The sequence below is a fragment of the Falsochrobactrum tianjinense genome (genome assembly GCF_019100495.1).
GTDB classification, from domain to species: Bacteria; Pseudomonadota; Alphaproteobacteria; order Rhizobiales; family Rhizobiaceae; genus Brucella; species Brucella tianjinense.
On sequence record NZ_JAHRVA010000007.1, the window covers coordinates 197,920 to 213,679 of the forward strand.

The window sequence follows — 15,760 nt, forward strand, 5'->3', positions numbered from 1 at the left end:
ATGGCCGGCCGCAAGCCGCTGCCGACGCATCTGAAGCTGGTTAAGGGCACGGCTCGCCCGCACCGTATGAACAAGGCCGAGCCGAAACCGGTGGTGGCAGTTCCTTCGCCGCCGGATCATCTTGATGAGGAGGCAAGCGCCAAGTTTACCGAAATGGCCGAACTGCTCGCCCGTCATGGCGTCATGACCGAGCTCGATACCGGTGCGCTGGCCCGGTACGTCGTGATCTGGCGGCGCTGGCTGGAGGCGGAGCAGGAAGTCAAACGCCGCGGCCCGGTGGTGAAGACGGCGAACGACAACATCATCCAGAACCCGTTCCTGGCCGTTGCCAACAAGTGCCTGGCGCAGATGGCGCAGATCGAGAGCGAGTTTGGGCTCACACCTTCGAGCCGCTCGCGCATCCGCATGGCGGAACCCGCCGAGACCAGTGATCCATTTGAGGACTTCTTGAGCCGTGGCAGAAAAGCGTAATTCCCGCCCACCGCGCAATCCGGGTGGTGGCAGGAAGGCACCGTCCTGTCCGGTCACCGCCTACGCCCGGGCTGTCGTTGACGGCAAGATCGTCGCCGGCCGTCTTGTTCGTTTGGCCTGCGAACGGCATCTAGCGGACCTGAAAGCTGGAAGCAAACGCGGTCTGGTTTGGGATATTGATGCTGCACGGCACGCGATCGACTTCTTTGGTCATCTGCGCCACTCGACTGGTGAATGGGCCGGCGAGCCCTTCGTGCTGCAGGACTGGCAGCAATTTGTGGTCGGCTCGCTCTATGGCTGGAAGCGGGCAAATGGATTGCGCCGCTTTCGCACGGCCTATGTCGAGGTGGCGAGGAAGAACGGCAAATCGGTGCTGTTGGCGGGAACCGCGCTCTATGCACTGATTGCCGATGGTGAACCGGGTGCACATGTCTATTCTGCGGCGACAACACGCGATCAGGCCCGCATCGTGTTTGGCGAGGCCGAGCGCATGGTGGCGGCAAGTTCAGCGCTCCAGGCACGTATTACCAGGACCGTGAACAATCTCGCCGTGCTGCCGACCTCGTCCTGGTTCCGGCCGCTGTCAGCCGATGCCACCAAGATGGACGGGTTGAACATTCACTTTGCCGCAGTCGACGAGGTGCATGAACATCCAGGCCCCGAGATCATCCAGAAGCTGAACACCGCCACTGGAGCACGGCGCCAACCACTGATCTTCGAGATCACCACGGCCGGCTATGATCGCCATTCCGTCTGTCGCCAGCATCACGAGTTCTCGGTCAAGGCGCTGGAGGGCACGGTGCCGACGGAGTCTTCAGACAGCTGGTTTGCCTATATCGCCACTATTGATGATGGCGATGATTGGACTGACCCTGCGGTCTGGGTGAAGGCGAACCCCAGCCTCGGTGTCACCGTCAAGGTTGATGATCTTAAGCGTCAGATCGACGAGGCCAAGGAAATGCCAGCGCAGCAGAACGCGATCCGCCGGCTGCGGCTCAACGAATGGACCGAGCAGGTCACCCGCTGGCTCGACATGGGCGTCTGGGAGGAGGGAGGTCTGCCGGTTGCCACTGACTGGCGCATCGTCAAACACGAGCTGGAAGAACTGGAGCGGAAGCTGCTTGGGCGCGAATGCTATGGCGGGCTCGACCTGGCTCGCGTCAACGATCTATCGGCTTTCGTGCTGGTGTTTCCACCGACGCTGGATGACGATCTCGGTGAGTTTGCCGACAAGTGGATCGTGCTCTGCCGTTTCTTCATTCCGGAGGACGACATTCTGCGCCGGGTGCGCCGTGATCGTGTCCCCTATGATGTCTGGCGTGATCAGGGCTTTCTGACAGCTACCCCCGGAAACGCCACCGATTTTGTCTTTGTCGAGAAGGAAATCCTCGAACTGGCGTCCCGCTACGATCTGCGTGAGCTGTCCTATGATCGCACCTTTGCCGGCGAGATCGTCCAGCAATTGTCCGATGAAGGCTTGAACCTCGTCCAGTTCGGTCAGGGCTTTTTATCCATGGCAGCACCCACGGCGGAACTGGAGCGGCTGTCAGTGTCACGATCACTCTGGCACGGCGGCCATCCGGTGTTGCGCTGGAACGCCTCCAATGTCGCCATGCGCCATGATCCGGCCGGCAACATCAAGCCCGACAAGGAGCGCTCGAGTGAGCGTATCGACGGCATTGTCGCGATCTGCAACGCTCTCGGCCGGGCTCTGGCCCGTGACGTCAATGCCGGCCGCTCAGTTTATGAGAACCGCGGCATCCTGATGCTGTAGCGGCGACTGCAGAGAAGAAGAGAGTAGATGGCATTCTGGTCAAACTGGTTCGGCGGGGCAAAACCGCCGGCCGCATCTCCGCGTGCGTCGTTCCATGATGCCGGCGGTGGCCTGGTCATTGCGACCAGCCAGCAACTCGAAGAGGCGCTGCGCTCTGGAGCGGTAACGGCATCGGGTACGACGGTGACGCCGAACAGCGCCATGCGGGTGGCGGCTGTCTATGCCTGCGTGCGCATTATCTCCGGTGCGGTGGCAACATTGCCTTTACACATCAAGCGCCGGGTCGATGAGCGTACCCGGCAGGACGCCTCCGACACGCCGATCTGGACCGTGCTGCGACGACGGCCGAACCGCTGGCAGACGCCGTCGCAGTTTCGGCGTATGCTGCAGGCGCATCTGCTGTTGCGCGGCAATGCCTATGCGATGATCGTGCGCTCGCGCGGGACTGTGCAGGAACTGATCCCGCTGCATCCTGATCGGGTTGAGGTGAAGCAGCGCGACGATCTTGCGCTGGAATATTTTTATACGCGCCAGGACGGACGGCGCATCCAGCTTGCTCAGACGGAAGTGTTCCATCTGGTTGGGCTGACGCTCGACGGCGTTCATGGCGTGTCGGCCATTGGTTACGCTCGCGAGACCATCGGCCTATCGCTGGCCATGGAAGATCATGGTGCCGCCACCTTCCGCAACGGCGCGCGTGTGAGCGGTGTCTTGAAACATCCCAACAAGCTCGGGCCGGAGGCCGTCGCCAATCTCAAGGCCGGGCTCGAGGAATTCCGCTCCGGCGGCGAACAGGAAGGCAAAAATCTCATCCTCGAAGAGGGCATGGATTATGCCCGCATCGCCATGACGGCAGAGGATGCGCAATGGCTGGAGGCGCGCAAGTTCAGCCGCACGGACATTGCCATGTTCTTTGGGGTGCCGCCGCACATGATCGGCGACACGGAAAAGAGCACGTCCTGGGGCACCGGCATCGAACAGCAGTCGATCGGCTTTGTTGCCTATACGCTCGAAGACCATCTGACCATGTGGGAAGAGGCGATCAACCGCGACCTGATCGACCCAGAGGGAAAGCACAACGACAAGCTCTATGCCCGCTTTAATCGGGCGGCGTTGGTCAAGGGCGACATCAAGGCTCGCTGGGAAGCTTACGTCAAAGGCCTGCAATGGGGCGTCTACAGCCCGAACGAAATCCGCGCGCTCGAAGACCAGAACCCGCGCGATGGTGGGGATGTCTTCTATCCACCGCCGAACACGGCGGGGATGCCGATCACCAACGATGGCGACCATGGCGACAATGATCGGCCGCTCATCGAAAAGGACACTGACACATGAGCCTTCGCAAACTGCCCGAGGCACGGACGTTCCCTCGGCCGCAGAACTACCAGTGGGATACGCCGAGCGGCGTGCTGACGAAATGGTCCGAGCATCCGCTGGCGGCGACGCCCGGTGCAGATGGTGACACCACTATCTCCATGTTTGACGTCATTGGTGAGGATGGCTGGTCCGGTGGTGGCGTCACCGCAAACCGCATCTCGGCAGCGCTGCGGTCGATCGGCAGCAAGGACATTACTGTCTGCATCAACTCGCCGGGCGGCGACATGTTCGAGGGGATTGCGATCTACAATCTGCTGCGTGCCCATCCGGCCAAGGTTACGGTCGAGGTGCTGGGCTGGGCGGCGTCGGCTGCCTCGATCATCGCCATGGCCGGTGACGACATCCGCATGGGGCTCGGCTCCTTCATGATGGTGCACAATGCTTGGGGGCTGGTGATCGGCAATCGCCACGACATGCGTGACGCCGCCACCCTGTTCGACCAGTTCGATGCTGCCATTGCTGATATTTACGCAGCACGCACCGGCATGGAGCGCGCCCATATCGAGCAGCTGATGGACGCGGAAACCTTCATGGCGGCGGCGCAGGCTGTCGAATATGGTTTTGCCGATGTCGTCGACGATGCCGAAATCCACCCAGAGACCAATGCGCCCGCGCAGGTCCGTCCTGAAATCCACGCCAAGCGCCGCATCGATGCCGCCTTGGCGCAACAGGGCATCTCGCGCACGGAGCGGCGCAAGATGTTTTGCCAGATTGCCGGCATGCACGACGCTGCCGACACCGCCACGCACGACGCTGGCTCCCATGCAGCCGCCATCCAGCGGCTGATCGACACCATCAGATCATAGGAGATCCCGTCATGGGTATCGAACTCACCCCGCGTGCGCGCGGGATCCTTGCCGTTCGCGCTGATTCCGGCAGCACCACAAAGATCCTCGCCGAACTGCAGAAGACTTTTGAGGACTTCAAGGTCGAGCGTGACAAGGAACTGGCCGACATCAGGGCCGGCATGGCCGATGTGGTGCAGACCGAGAAGGTCGACCGCATCAATGCCGAGATCACGACCCTGCAAAAGGCGCTCGACGAAACCAACGCCATGCTGGCAGCGGTGAAGGTCGGCGGTGTTGGCGGAGTGGAAGACCCGGACAAGCGCGAACACGCGCAAGCCTTCGACCGCTTCTTCCGGCGCGGCGTCGATGCCGGCCTGCGTGATCTGGAGGTCAAGGCCAAGCTGACCACGCAGTCCGACCCCGACGGTGGCTATCTCGTCCCGGAAGAAATGGAAGCCGGCATCGACCGGGTGCTTGGCACTGTGTCGACCATCCGTTCGCTCGCCCGCACCATCTCCATTTCGACCAACACCTACAAGAAGCTGGTCAATATGGGCGGAGCTACATCCGGCTGGGTTGGCGAGGAACAAGATCGTCCTGGTACGGCCACACCGACGCTACGTGAGATCGCCATTAATACCGGCGAGATCTACGCCATGCCCGGCGCGACGCAAACCTCGCTCGACGATGCACGCATCGACCTTGCCGCTTGGCTGGCCGACGAGGTGTCGATCGAGTTCGCCGAGCAGGAAGGGGCAGCTTTTGCCAATGGCGATGGCATCAACAAGCCGCGCGGCATTCTCGCCTATGACACGGTGGCCAATGCTTCCCATGCGTGGGGAAAGATCGGCTTCATTGCCTCGGGCAAAGCGGATGGCTTCCTCGCCGCGACCACTTCGGTCAGCCCGGCCGATTGCCTGATCGATCTCTATTATGCGCTCAAGTCCGGTTACCGGAACGGGGCGTCGTGGCTGATGTCGGATGCAACCATGAACACGGTCAGAAAGTTCAAGGATGCGGAAGGCGCTTATATCTGGGCACCGCCGTCGGGTGCGGCGGAAGTTGCCACCATTCTTGGCAAGCCCGTTTACACCGACGACAACATGCCGGCGGTTGCTGCCAGCGAATTCCCCATCGCTTTTGGCGACTTCAGCCGCTCCTACCTGATCGTCGACCGCATCGGCATCCGGGTGCTGCGTGATCCGTTCACCTCCAAGCCCAACGTCCTGTTCTACACGACCAAGCGTGTCGGCGGTGGCATCGTGAACTTCGAAGCCCTGAAGCTGCTGAAGATCAGCACCTGATTATCGGCGTGATCCAGCGGCAGGCGGCCATCACACTGTCAAAGGACGGTCACCCGCTTCTAATCCCATTCATCGAAAGGACTTTTGTCATGAAGGACGGTATCTCCGGCCTCGGCCTCGTTGCATCTCTGGTTCCCGCCGTGGTCACGGCCACCACCAAGGGCAGCCATGCCGATCTGCAGGGCGTCAACTCCGCAACCCTGATCATCAATACCGGCGCGATTGCCGGCGATGGCCTCTTCGTCGTCGCCATTCAGGAGAGCAACACGACCACGGATGGCGATTTTGTCGATGTGGCAGCCGGCGATCTGCTTGGAACCCTGCCGGCAGAGCTTGCGGCCAACACGGTCTACAAGCAGGGCTACAAGGGCACGAAGCGCTATATCCGCGCCGTCATCACCAAGACCTCCGGCACGTCGATTGCCGCCGGTGCGGTTTTTGCGCTCGGCCATCCCCACGACGCGCCAATCGCCTGACATCATTGAAGCGATCAGCCCATCACTCGCCCGAACGGCTGGTCGCTTTTCTTTATTATATGGATCGCAAAACGTGCCCGCACCCGTTCGCACAGTCGCCCCGGTCAACATGCCGGTGTCGCTGGCCGAGGCTAAAGCCCATCTGCGTGTCGAACACGACGACCAGGACGACCTGATCACTGCCCAGATCAGGGCCGCGACCGCATGGCTCGACGGTTATGCCGGCATTCTCGGCCGGGCGCTGATCACCCAAACCTGGCGGCAGGATTTTGCCGGCTTTGCCGATCGCCTGGCTTTGCCAATATCGCCGGTAATTGCCATTGTCAGCATCAGCTATTTCGATGTCGGCAATGTGCAGCAGACGCTGGATGCCGGCGTCTACGATCTGCTTGCTGACGCGCGCGGCGCTTATATCACCCTGCGGCCGGGACAATCCTGGCCGGCCACCTTCCGTCGCGCTGACGCTGTCTCCGTCACCTTTACCGCCGGTTATGGCGCGGCGGCCGATGTGCCCGAGCCCATCCGCCAGGCCATCCTGCTGATCGTCCAGCGCCTGTTCGACGGGGCCGACACGGAGATCGACGCCGCCATCGACCGCACAGTCCATGCTCTCATTGCACCCTTTCGGAAAAGTCCGATCTGATGGCCAGGATCACCGCCAATGCCCTGCGCGACCGCGTCAGCCTCGAAAAGCGCGAGGAAGTCGATGACGGCTACGGCAACACCTACGGCCAGTGGGTCCCACAGTTCGAGCGCGATGCCTGCATCCTTCCATCGAAAGGCGGCGAGACCGTCATCGCCTCGCGCCTGCAAAGCGTCCAGCCAGCCCTGATCATCGTGCGCTACGATGCCGAAACCGCAACCATCAACGCCGCCTGGCGGCTGATCGAGACACGTTCAGGCACCGTCTACAACATTCGCACCGCCGCCGACATGGAGCGGCGCGGCCGCTTCATCACCATGCTGTGCGAATCCGGCGTGGCGACCTGACGCGCGCATTGTGTCATCGCTCGGCAATCTCGCGAAAGGATCATCATCATGACCACCAACGTGCTCTCCGGCGCGGCGATCCCGGCTGCACCAGACAAGTATCATGTCTATCGTCCGTTGCTCGATCTGATCGGCTTTGCCGAGGGCACGGACAGGAAGCGTGGCTATAACGAGACGCTGGCCTACGGTGCCTTCACTGGCGGCGACGTCAATCTCGTCACCATGACACTACAAGAAATTGATGCTCTGCAAACCCGCATGCTGAAGCATCCCAAGAACCGCTTCAACTCGTCAGCCCTCGGTCGCTATCAGATGGTGCGCACCACGCTGCGCACCATCCGCAAGACGCTTGGTCTACCAACGTCCGCCCTGTTCGACGCCGCCATGCAGGATCGATGCGCCTGCTATCTCCTCGGCCTGCGTGGTATCGACAAATATCTCGCAGGGCGACTTTCCCAAGATACACTCATCAACAATCTCGCACGCGAGTGGGCCTCGCTCCCGACCACCTCCGGCAAAGGTGCTTATGCCGGCCAGAACGCCGCTGTGAACCCAGACCGGGTGCGCCAGATCTTGGCTCAGGTAAAGAAGCGCCACCATGATACCCAGCCTGTCCGTGAAATCCTGGTGGAACGGGAAATCGACAAGCCGGTCGTGCCGATCACCGTCGAAGCTGAAATCCGCAAGCGCACCGATCAGTGGAGTTGGATCACCACCATCTTTGGCTCGGGTGGTGCAGGCCTTGCAGCTCTCACCGGCATGGACTGGCAGACCGTCGTCGCGATCAGTGCACTTGCCCTTGGAGGGCTCACCATCGCGCTGCTGTTACGGCGCCAGATCGTCTGTGCGGTGCAGGATGTTCGGAGGATGATCGAGGGGGTGACTTAACACTCTACGAAGCTAATTTCGTTTTTCTATTTACTCACTTGAATCCAAATGCCGAAGAGCTTCAGCGAGAGGGGTTGTTTTCAGGTTAGCTCTCTGACCCTGTGCCTGGAATCATGCGATTTTATAAAGTCAGCATGATATCAAAACAGCCGGCTTTTTATAGCTTATGCGCACAGTTAACGAGTGAACCATGTGTAATTGACGACTCAGACAGCGTTGGGTAGTCTGAGATTTCCACCAGGGGTGTCCCGTCAAGGGGCTGAGATTCTGCTGGGCCGCAAGGCAGCGCAGTGACCCTATGAACCTGATCCAGTTCATGCTGGCGTAGGGACGGTGCTGATGCCTTCTCGGCCGCATACGGCAATCGGGCATGCATTTCCTCTCGTCAGCGCTGGTCTCCATAGCCACGACACGAGGAACCTCGAAATGACGTCCAAACAAATCCCGACAGTTACGACCGGACCGCTGCCTGCTTCGTCTAAGGTCTTCAAGCCCGGTGTGCTGTATCCAGATATACGCGTGCCCATGCGCGAGATTGCCCTGCATCCCAGCGCCGGCGAACCACCGGTGACAGTATATGACTCCTCCGGTCCTTATACCGATCCCGGTGTCGAGATCGCTATTGAGCGTGGCCTGCCGCGTTTGCGTGAAAGCTGGATCATGGCGCGAGGCGATGTTGAAACTTACGACGGGAGACAGGTCAAGCCCGAGGATAACGGCTTTGTTTCCGGCGACCGGCTGGCACCTGAATTCCCTACCCGGTACCGGCCCTTGCGGGCATCTGGTGGCAAGGCCGTCACTCAGCTTGCCTATGCCAGGGCAGGCATCGTTACACCCGAGATGGAGTTTATCGCTATCCGTGAAAATCTTGGCCGCAAGGCTGAGCGGGAAGCACTGGCGCGAGACGGTCAGGATTTTGGTGCATCTATTCCCGATTTCGTCACGCCAGAATTCGTGCGCGATGAAGTGGCACGTGGACGGGCGGTCATCCCATCCAACATCAATCATCCCGAGGCCGAACCAATGATTATCGGCCGCAATTTTCTGGTCAAGATCAACGCCAATATCGGCAATTCGGCGGTAACATCTTCGATGGCTGATGAGGTCGAGAAGATGGTTTGGGCGACACGCTGGGGTGCGGATACGGTGATGGACCTGTCTACCGGGCGAAATATCCATAATATCCGCGAATGGATCATCCGTAATTCGCCCGTTCCGATTGGCACCGTCCCGATCTACCAGGCACTGGAGAAGGTCGGTGGTATCGCCGAGAACTTGTCCTGGGAGGTGTTTCGCGACACGCTGATCGAGCAGGCCGAACAGGGGGTGGACTATTTCACGATCCATGCCGGGGTGCGACTGCATATGATCCCGTTGACGATTGAACGCGTGACCGGCATCGTGTCACGTGGCGGCTCGATCATGGCAAAATGGTGCCTCCATCACCACCGGGAAAGCTTCCTTTATGAACACTTCGAGGACATTTGTGACATCATGCGCGCCTATGATGTCAGCTTCAGCCTTGGTGACGGCTTGCGTCCCGGCTCGATTGCCGATGCGAATGACGCTGCACAATTTGCTGAACTGGAGACACTGGGTGAGCTAACTAAAATCGCCTGGGCGAAGGATTGTCAGGTCATCATCGAAGGGCCAGGTCATGTGCCGATGCACAAGATCAAGGAGAATATGGACAGGCAGCTTGCTGTTTGCGGCGAGGCGCCGTTTTATACGCTTGGGCCGCTGACAACCGATATTGCACCAGGCTATGATCACATCACCAGCGGCATCGGGGCTGCAATGATCGGCTGGTTTGGCACGGCGATGCTTTGCTATGTTACACCCAAGGAGCATCTGGGCCTGCCTGATCGCGACGATGTGAAAACTGGGGTTATCACCTACAAGATTGCAGCTCATGCCGCAGATCTGGCCAAAGGGCATCCGGCCGCGAAAATTCGTGACGATGCCCTTTCTCGGGCCAGATTCGAGTTCCGCTGGGAAGACCAGTTCAATTTGTCTCTTGATCCTGAAACAGCGCAAGCTTTTCACGACGAGACCTTGCCAAAAGAGGCACATAAAGTCGCACATTTCTGCTCAATGTGCGGGCCGAAATTCTGCTCGATGCGAATTTCGCATGACATCCGTGCTGAAGCACAGAAAGAGGGCATGGCTGCAATGGCGCAGAAATACCGGGAGGGCGGTGACCTCTACATACCGGTAGGCTGATCAGCCCAGACTGTTATACGGCCTCATCTCCTCATGAGGCCGTAATGACGTTTGATAGCCTCGCCATCTCTTGCGCGATTGCATGGGGCCTTCGATCAGGGGTTTGCGGTCTGCCCGGTAGTCTAGGATCTTTGCCGCAACGGCCTTGTAAAAAAATGTCCAACGGAAACGCTGCTCGCCGTTCGCGTCGCCGAACCGCTCACTCCAGAACGGTTCATTCCTGAACCGGTCGATGTCCTGCTGCTGGCCGTCGAACGCAAAGGCAAGCAGGCCATCCTCCATCCGGCCGCCCGGCGCGACCCGCCAAACCGTGGCGCGGTTTGTGTAGAAGTACCATTCGCGGGGCGGCGATACGGGCGTCCAGTTGACCTAAACACGCTTGCCGTCGTCGAGATTGGCAATGATTGCGCCGACCGCCTTGATGGCCATCACCGAGACAGTGGCTCCGCGGATGTCGAACGGCAGCTCCCGCTTGCGAAATGACTTGATCGCAATCCTGTCGCTCGGCCGCATCGCGCGTACGAGATCGCCACACTTGCCGTCCTCGTAGCCGTTTTCACAGATCTCCTACGGGAGAAATCTGTAAGCGGTGTTTAAGCCCCACCTATTTTTCGTTTTTCTGTTCCGGCATTTTGATGTCGCGAATGGATATAGCGGAGTTTCTCCATGGAGCCACGAGTAGACCTCATTCTTTCACGCCATTCTTAGTTCAAGCCGGTGCTTGCGCTTAGGCCAATCGGGTAGGACGCGGTCGAGCAGTTCGAAGAACTCCGGTCCGTGATGTGGCACCGCGATGTGGCAGAGCTCGTGCGTGATGACGTAGTCGATGGCATCCATAGGCGCCTCGATCAGCCGGCGATTAAGCAGCAGGCGAGATGCCGGCGACATCGAACCCCAACGCTGCCGAAGTTGGCGGACGATCAAGCCCTTGGGGCGAAAGTCTTCAGGGGTCGGGAAACGCAAAAGATTGACTTCCAGACGCTCGGCAAATTTTGCGTGAGCGCGCTGCCGATACCAATGCTCGACAAGCTCCCGGGTGACCTCGGTTCGCTCGGGTCGGTGCGTTTGGACGACGATGAAGCCACGGACGAGCTTTACTCCCGCCTGGACGTGGGGCACCACCTTCAGCCGATACTGGCGTCCGAGGTAGAGATGAGTCTCGCCCGCCACGTACTGGCGATCCGGGGTGCGCGGAAGGAACTGGATGAAGTATCGCTGCTGACGCCGGATCCAGGCTGCACGCTTGCGTACCTTCTCTTCGATCACCACCAACGAGGCAGCCTGCGGAGCAGCGACGACAACGGAGGCATCCGGCTCGACAGCTATTTCCAGTGTCGTCCGTTCACGGCGCACGATGGCGAAGTCGATTCTGTGTTCACCGTACTGGACGCTGTGTCGTTCGGTTTTCATCCCGGAAACCGCGCTCGTGCGAGATCCATGATCTTGAGCTCAAGGTCGTCCATCACCTCGACAGGCAACTCGATGCCGCGTTCGTCGCGAAGGACGTCGAAGAAATAGTCATCGATGGCGTTGCGCATCTTGTTCTGAGCGATGTCGTTGGACCAGACATCGACGATGTGATGGGACTTGATGATGTCGATGATCGTGAGCGCTATGGCGGCAACTTCGTCCCCCTCGATCGGTTTGCCATCATCGGTCGCGAGAGCACCTTCAAGTATCCCGAAAAACGCCTGCCCATCGTCATTGCCCTTGATCGCATCCGGCACCTCGCGCCCCCGGTCCTTGCGCGCGACCTTGCTCGCCAGATCGACAACGTTCTTGAGGTAATCCCGCTCGGAAATCCGTTTGGCCCGATAGTCGCGGATGGTCTCCTCCAGCAGCTCCGAGAACTTGCGGTAGAAAGTAGGGTCCTCGTCCATCTTTTCGGTGATGGTCCGGCGCGTCGCGCTGGCGATCCGGTCCGCCCTTGAAGCCTCGGAGACGCCCGTTTCCTCCACCACGGCCTTCAGGGCGTCCGGGTCGTTGATGTTGACCATCTCGATGATCGTTTCGGCCGGCATGGCAACCACATGGTCGTCGAGCAGCTTCTGGATCTTCGGCTCGAACTCCTTGACGTCGACGGTCTCCTGGTAGCGAAGCTGGACCGAGCGCCGCAGCTCGGAGAACTGCTTCCAGTCCTTCTTCATGGCGTCGATCTTCGCCTCGTCGAAGACGTCGAAGAGCTTGTCCGACGACAGCGAGATATGGAGGCAGCGGCTGAATGCCTTCAGTCGTTCATAGAATTCCTGCCGGATAGCTTCATCGGCCAGGAACTGCTCGAACTGCTCCATGTCCTTCTTGTTCTTGACCGGCTTGAACAGGTCCCAGAGCTGATCGTGCAGCTGAGGCAGCTTCCGGATTTCCTCGCGCACATCGTGGACCGTGCCGGCGAGATCGGCGGCGTCGAAGCCCTCGAAGGCGCTGTAGGTCGTCAGCGCCGTGTCGAGTTCTCCGAGCAGCCCCTCGTAGTCGATGATGAAGCCGAACTGCTTCTCGGTCGCGCCGTCTTCGTAGAGCCGGTTCACGCGGGCGATCGCCTGCAGCAGGTTATGTTCGCGCAGCGACTTGCACACATAGAGCACGGTATTGCGCGGGGCATCGAACCCGGTCAGCAGCTTCGACACGACGATGAGGATCTCCGGATCGCCCGAGCCCTTGAATGCATCGATGATCTGCCGGGTGTATTCGTCCTCGGTCTTGTACCGGGCCATCATCCGCGCCCAGAATCCGCGCACGAGGTCCTTCGATTCCTTGTCGACCTCCTCGTTGCCCTCGTTGTCATCGGGCGGCGAGATGACGATTTCGCTGGTGACGTGCCCGATCTCGTCGAGCACCTCCTTGAAGCGGACGGCCGCTGCCTTGGACGGCGCCACAAGCTGCGCCTTGAATCCCGTGCCTTGCCAGTGCTGGCGGAAGTGCTCCGAGATATCGAAAGCTTTCGCCCGGATCGCCTGGCCCGTCTTTGAGAGCGCGTCCATGCGGGAAAACTTGCGCTTCAGGTCGGCCTTCTGGCTGGGGGTCAAGCCCTCGCTGATCTTGTCGAACCACTTGTCGATCACGCCGCCATTGACCTGCTGCTCGACAAGCCGTCCCTCATAGAGGAGCGGCACAACGGCCCCGTCGGCGACAGCCTCGTCGATCGCGTATTTGTGGATCAGGCCGCCGAAGGTCGAGAGCGTATTCTTCTCCTTCTTCAGGAGTGGCGTTCCGGTGAAGCCGAGATAGCAGGCCTTCGGCAGCAGCCGGCGCATCCGTGTTGCGAACTGGCTGTGACCGCCATAGCGGCCGGTCTGCGAGCGATGGCTCTCGTCGACCAGGACGAAAACGTTGGCATCCTCGTCGACGTCCTCGGCAGCTTTGGCCGCTGTATCGAACTTGTTGATGATGGTCGTCACGAGCGGTGTCCGGTTACGGATCAACTCGATCAGATGAGCGCCGCTGGTCGCCCGTACGGGTTCGAGCTCACAGGACTTGAAAGTGTCCTTGATCTGTTTGTCGAGATCGTCGCGGTCGGTGACGATCAGAATGCGCGGATTGGGAATGGCCTTATCGAGCGCGAGGGACCGACCCAGCATCACCATGGTCAGCGACTTGCCAGATCCTTGGGTGTGCCAGATCACGCCACCCTTGCGGCGGCCGTCCAGATTGAACTGACGGACGCGTTCGACAGCCTTGCGGATCCCGAAGAACTGCTGGTGGCGCGCGACCTTGCGTGCGCCGCCATCGAACACGGTGAAACGACGGATCAGGTCCAGCAGCCGTTCCGGCCGACACAGCGCGTGAATGGCACGGTCCTGCGCCGTGATCGCGCGCGGGCCTTCAGCCGCCAGCGCCTCGAAATGGGCACGCGCGAAGGCGAAATCGCCCGAGAAGACCGCATCGGCCTCCGCCGCTGTGAGAGGGCGATTGGCCAGCGGATCGATGATCTCGTCCCTGTCTTCCTCATCCCGCCACGTCTGCCAGAACTGCCGTGGAGTTCCCACGGTAGCGTATCGCGCCTCGACACGGTTCATAACCATGAGAAGCTGCGCAAAGTGGAACAGCTGCGGAATGTTGTCCTCATTCTGATAGCCGATCAGCTGGCTGCCGGCCTTTTTCAGGCTCTCGGTCGGCCGCTTGTTTTCGATCACCAGAAACGGGATGCCGTTCACGTAAGCGACGATGTCGCACCGCTTGGTCTGGGTGCTGGCTGTCCGTTCGACGGAGAGCTCAGCCGTCACGTGATAGACGTTATTCGACGGGGTCTCCCAATCGATGTAGCGAAAAGAATAGGACTTGGAGTCCCCCTGGATCGTCTTGGTGATGGTCGTGCCGAGGACGAGGGTGTCGTAGATGTCCTGGTTGGTGCCGCGCAGGCCCTTTTGTCGGTCGGGCGTGGGCTTCAGCCGGCGAATGGCCTCATGCGCATCTTCGAGGTCGAAGGGATACTCCCGGCCGCGATGGGTGAAGCTGTTGATCCGCAGGAGCTGGTCCGCAAGGACGTCGTCAAGCACCACATTGCGGAGGCGACCGCCCCGCAGACGCACGGCCTCGGCCTGGGACAGCGGCGTGAATCCCAGCGCCACCAACAACTGCAAGGCGGGGATCTGGGACTGATGCTTCTCGGCGGCATCGAAGGTCATTGCGGGCCCTCCGCAAACAGCCCGGAGAGCGCTGCGCGTGCCGCGACCGCGTTGATGTTGGCCTTGATAACGCGGTCCAGTTCACTCCCGTCCGTGTAGATCGCGGGGACGGCGCGGTGGACCCGACCATCCTTAATGTAGTTGTCGGCCTTGCCGCGCGCGCCCTTGGTGTGGGGCTTGAACACCGCGACCGAAAGGCCGCCCTGTTCTTTCACGAGTCGAAAGCACGGGATGTCGGTCGAGCCGTCGCCGATGAACACCATGTTCTCGAAGGGCACCGGCCTGTCGCGCTTTTCCACGAACTGATTGACCTTGCTATTGTCGCTCAAGTCGAAGGCGCCCTTGTTGATGCGGAATAGGTACTGCGTCTTGGTTGTGTAGTTCACGGCGAGCGCAGGCCAAGCGGCGACACCATTCTGGTCGAACATGAACTTCGACGCATAGACCTGGGCGAACTTGGAAGCGATCGGTGTGCCCGCGAAGATCTCTGCGTTCCCGGACGAGACGAGGTAGTGCTGGATGCGGACACCCTGCGCCCTGCCATAGCCGGTGATGCGGTCGAACCATTCTTCGACCCCGTCGAATAGCTGGATGGCTCTGCCTCGCGCCTTGAAATCCTCGCGCCGTACCGGAACGCCCGCGGCGGCGGCCTTGCGCAGCATCAGGTTCATGTAGACGAGCACTTCGTCCGCCTGATGCTCTTTGGTGAGGCGCTTCACCTCGGTCCAGAAGTCCTTCGGTTTCATGCCGATATCGGGCAGGAACTGGTGTTCCTGCATGTTGCCGTCCGCCAACGTGCCGTCGAAGTCGTAGGCGATCGCCATTTCAATGTGTTTCCGAGCCATAC

At 60.2% G+C, this 15,760-nt stretch carries 15 protein-coding genes and 1 riboswitch; of the genes, 10 read left to right on the top strand and 5 right to left on the bottom strand.

Annotation, left to right across the window (positions count from 1 at the left end; genetic code table 11):
* From KUG47_RS15315 to thiC, 10 genes are all read left to right on the top strand, one after another.
* Nucleotides 1-471, top strand: coding sequence for a phage terminase small subunit P27 family (locus tag KUG47_RS15315; RefSeq protein ID WP_217678832.1), 471 nt, complete (start codon nt 1-3; stop codon nt 469-471).
* Nucleotides 455-2,245, top strand: a complete 1,791-nt coding sequence (locus KUG47_RS15320; protein ID WP_217678833.1) for a terminase large subunit — start codon at nt 455-457, stop codon at nt 2,243-2,245. Before KUG47_RS15315 ends, KUG47_RS15320 begins: the two co-directional genes overlap by 17 nt.
* A 27-nt stretch (nt 2,246-2,272) precedes the next feature.
* Nucleotides 2,273-3,580, top strand: a complete 1,308-nt coding sequence (locus tag KUG47_RS15325; RefSeq protein WP_245410281.1) for a phage portal protein — start codon at nt 2,273-2,275, stop codon at nt 3,578-3,580.
* A 71-nt stretch (nt 3,581-3,651) separates the two neighbouring features.
* Nucleotides 3,652-4,428, top strand: coding sequence for a head maturation protease, ClpP-related (locus KUG47_RS15330; protein WP_340162814.1), 777 nt, complete (start codon nt 3,652-3,654; stop codon nt 4,426-4,428).
* Nucleotides 4,429-4,439: 11 nt separating this feature from the next.
* Nucleotides 4,440-5,714, top strand: a complete 1,275-nt coding sequence (locus tag KUG47_RS15335; RefSeq protein WP_217678835.1) for a phage major capsid protein — start codon at nt 4,440-4,442, stop codon at nt 5,712-5,714.
* A gap of 89 nt (nt 5,715-5,803) precedes the next feature.
* Nucleotides 5,804-6,190 (top strand): hypothetical protein, encoded by a 387-nt coding sequence (locus tag KUG47_RS15340; RefSeq protein ID WP_196108471.1) that lies wholly within the window; start codon nt 5,804-5,806, stop codon nt 6,188-6,190.
* Nucleotides 6,153-6,833 (top strand): head-tail connector protein, encoded by a 681-nt coding sequence (locus tag KUG47_RS15345; RefSeq protein WP_254799586.1) that lies wholly within the window; start codon nt 6,153-6,155, stop codon nt 6,831-6,833. The genes KUG47_RS15340 and KUG47_RS15345 overlap by 38 nt, the downstream gene beginning before the upstream one ends.
* Nucleotides 6,833-7,180: a phage head closure protein gene (locus KUG47_RS15350; protein WP_196108472.1), complete on the top strand. Its 348-nt coding sequence runs from the start codon at nt 6,833-6,835 to the stop codon at nt 7,178-7,180. Before KUG47_RS15345 ends, KUG47_RS15350 begins: the two co-directional genes overlap by 1 nt.
* A gap of 48 nt (nt 7,181-7,228) precedes the next feature.
* A complete protein-coding gene (locus tag KUG47_RS15355; RefSeq protein WP_217678836.1) occupies nt 7,229-8,068 on the top strand; it encodes a lysozyme family protein in 840 nt (279 codons plus the stop codon).
* Between the two features lie 229 nt (nt 8,069-8,297).
* A riboswitch (TPP riboswitch) is annotated at nt 8,298-8,417 on the top strand.
* Between the two features lie 77 nt (nt 8,418-8,494).
* Entirely contained in the window at nt 8,495-10,291 is a 1,797-nt protein-coding gene (thiC, locus tag KUG47_RS15360; RefSeq protein ID WP_217678837.1) for a phosphomethylpyrimidine synthase ThiC, read from the top strand.
* Here the strand turns inward: thiC and KUG47_RS15365 are convergent, their stop codons facing one another.
* The 5 genes from KUG47_RS15365 to KUG47_RS15385 form a co-directional block, all read right to left on the bottom strand.
* Entirely contained in the window at nt 10,292-10,573 is a 282-nt protein-coding gene (locus KUG47_RS15365; protein WP_217678838.1) for a hypothetical protein, read from the bottom strand.
* A gap of 87 nt (nt 10,574-10,660) precedes the next feature.
* Nucleotides 10,661-10,804, bottom strand: a complete 144-nt coding sequence (locus KUG47_RS15370) for a hypothetical protein (protein WP_217678839.1) — start codon at nt 10,802-10,804, stop codon at nt 10,661-10,663.
* Nucleotides 10,805-10,984: 180 nt separating this feature from the next.
* The gene (locus KUG47_RS15375) at nt 10,985-11,701 is read right to left on the bottom strand and encodes a M48 family metallopeptidase (protein WP_217678840.1); all 717 of its coding nucleotides are present in this window, start codon (nt 11,699-11,701) and stop codon (nt 10,985-10,987) included.
* On the bottom strand, nt 11,698-14,913 hold the full coding sequence (locus tag KUG47_RS15380) for a type I restriction endonuclease subunit R (protein WP_217678841.1): 3,216 nt from the start codon (nt 14,911-14,913) through the stop codon (nt 11,698-11,700). The genes KUG47_RS15375 and KUG47_RS15380 overlap by 4 nt, the downstream gene beginning before the upstream one ends.
* The gene (locus tag KUG47_RS15385) at nt 14,910-15,758 is read right to left on the bottom strand and encodes an HAD family hydrolase (RefSeq protein WP_217678842.1); all 849 of its coding nucleotides are present in this window, start codon (nt 15,756-15,758) and stop codon (nt 14,910-14,912) included. Before KUG47_RS15385 ends, KUG47_RS15380 begins: the two co-directional genes overlap by 4 nt.
* Between the last annotated feature and the right edge of the window lie 2 nt (nt 15,759-15,760).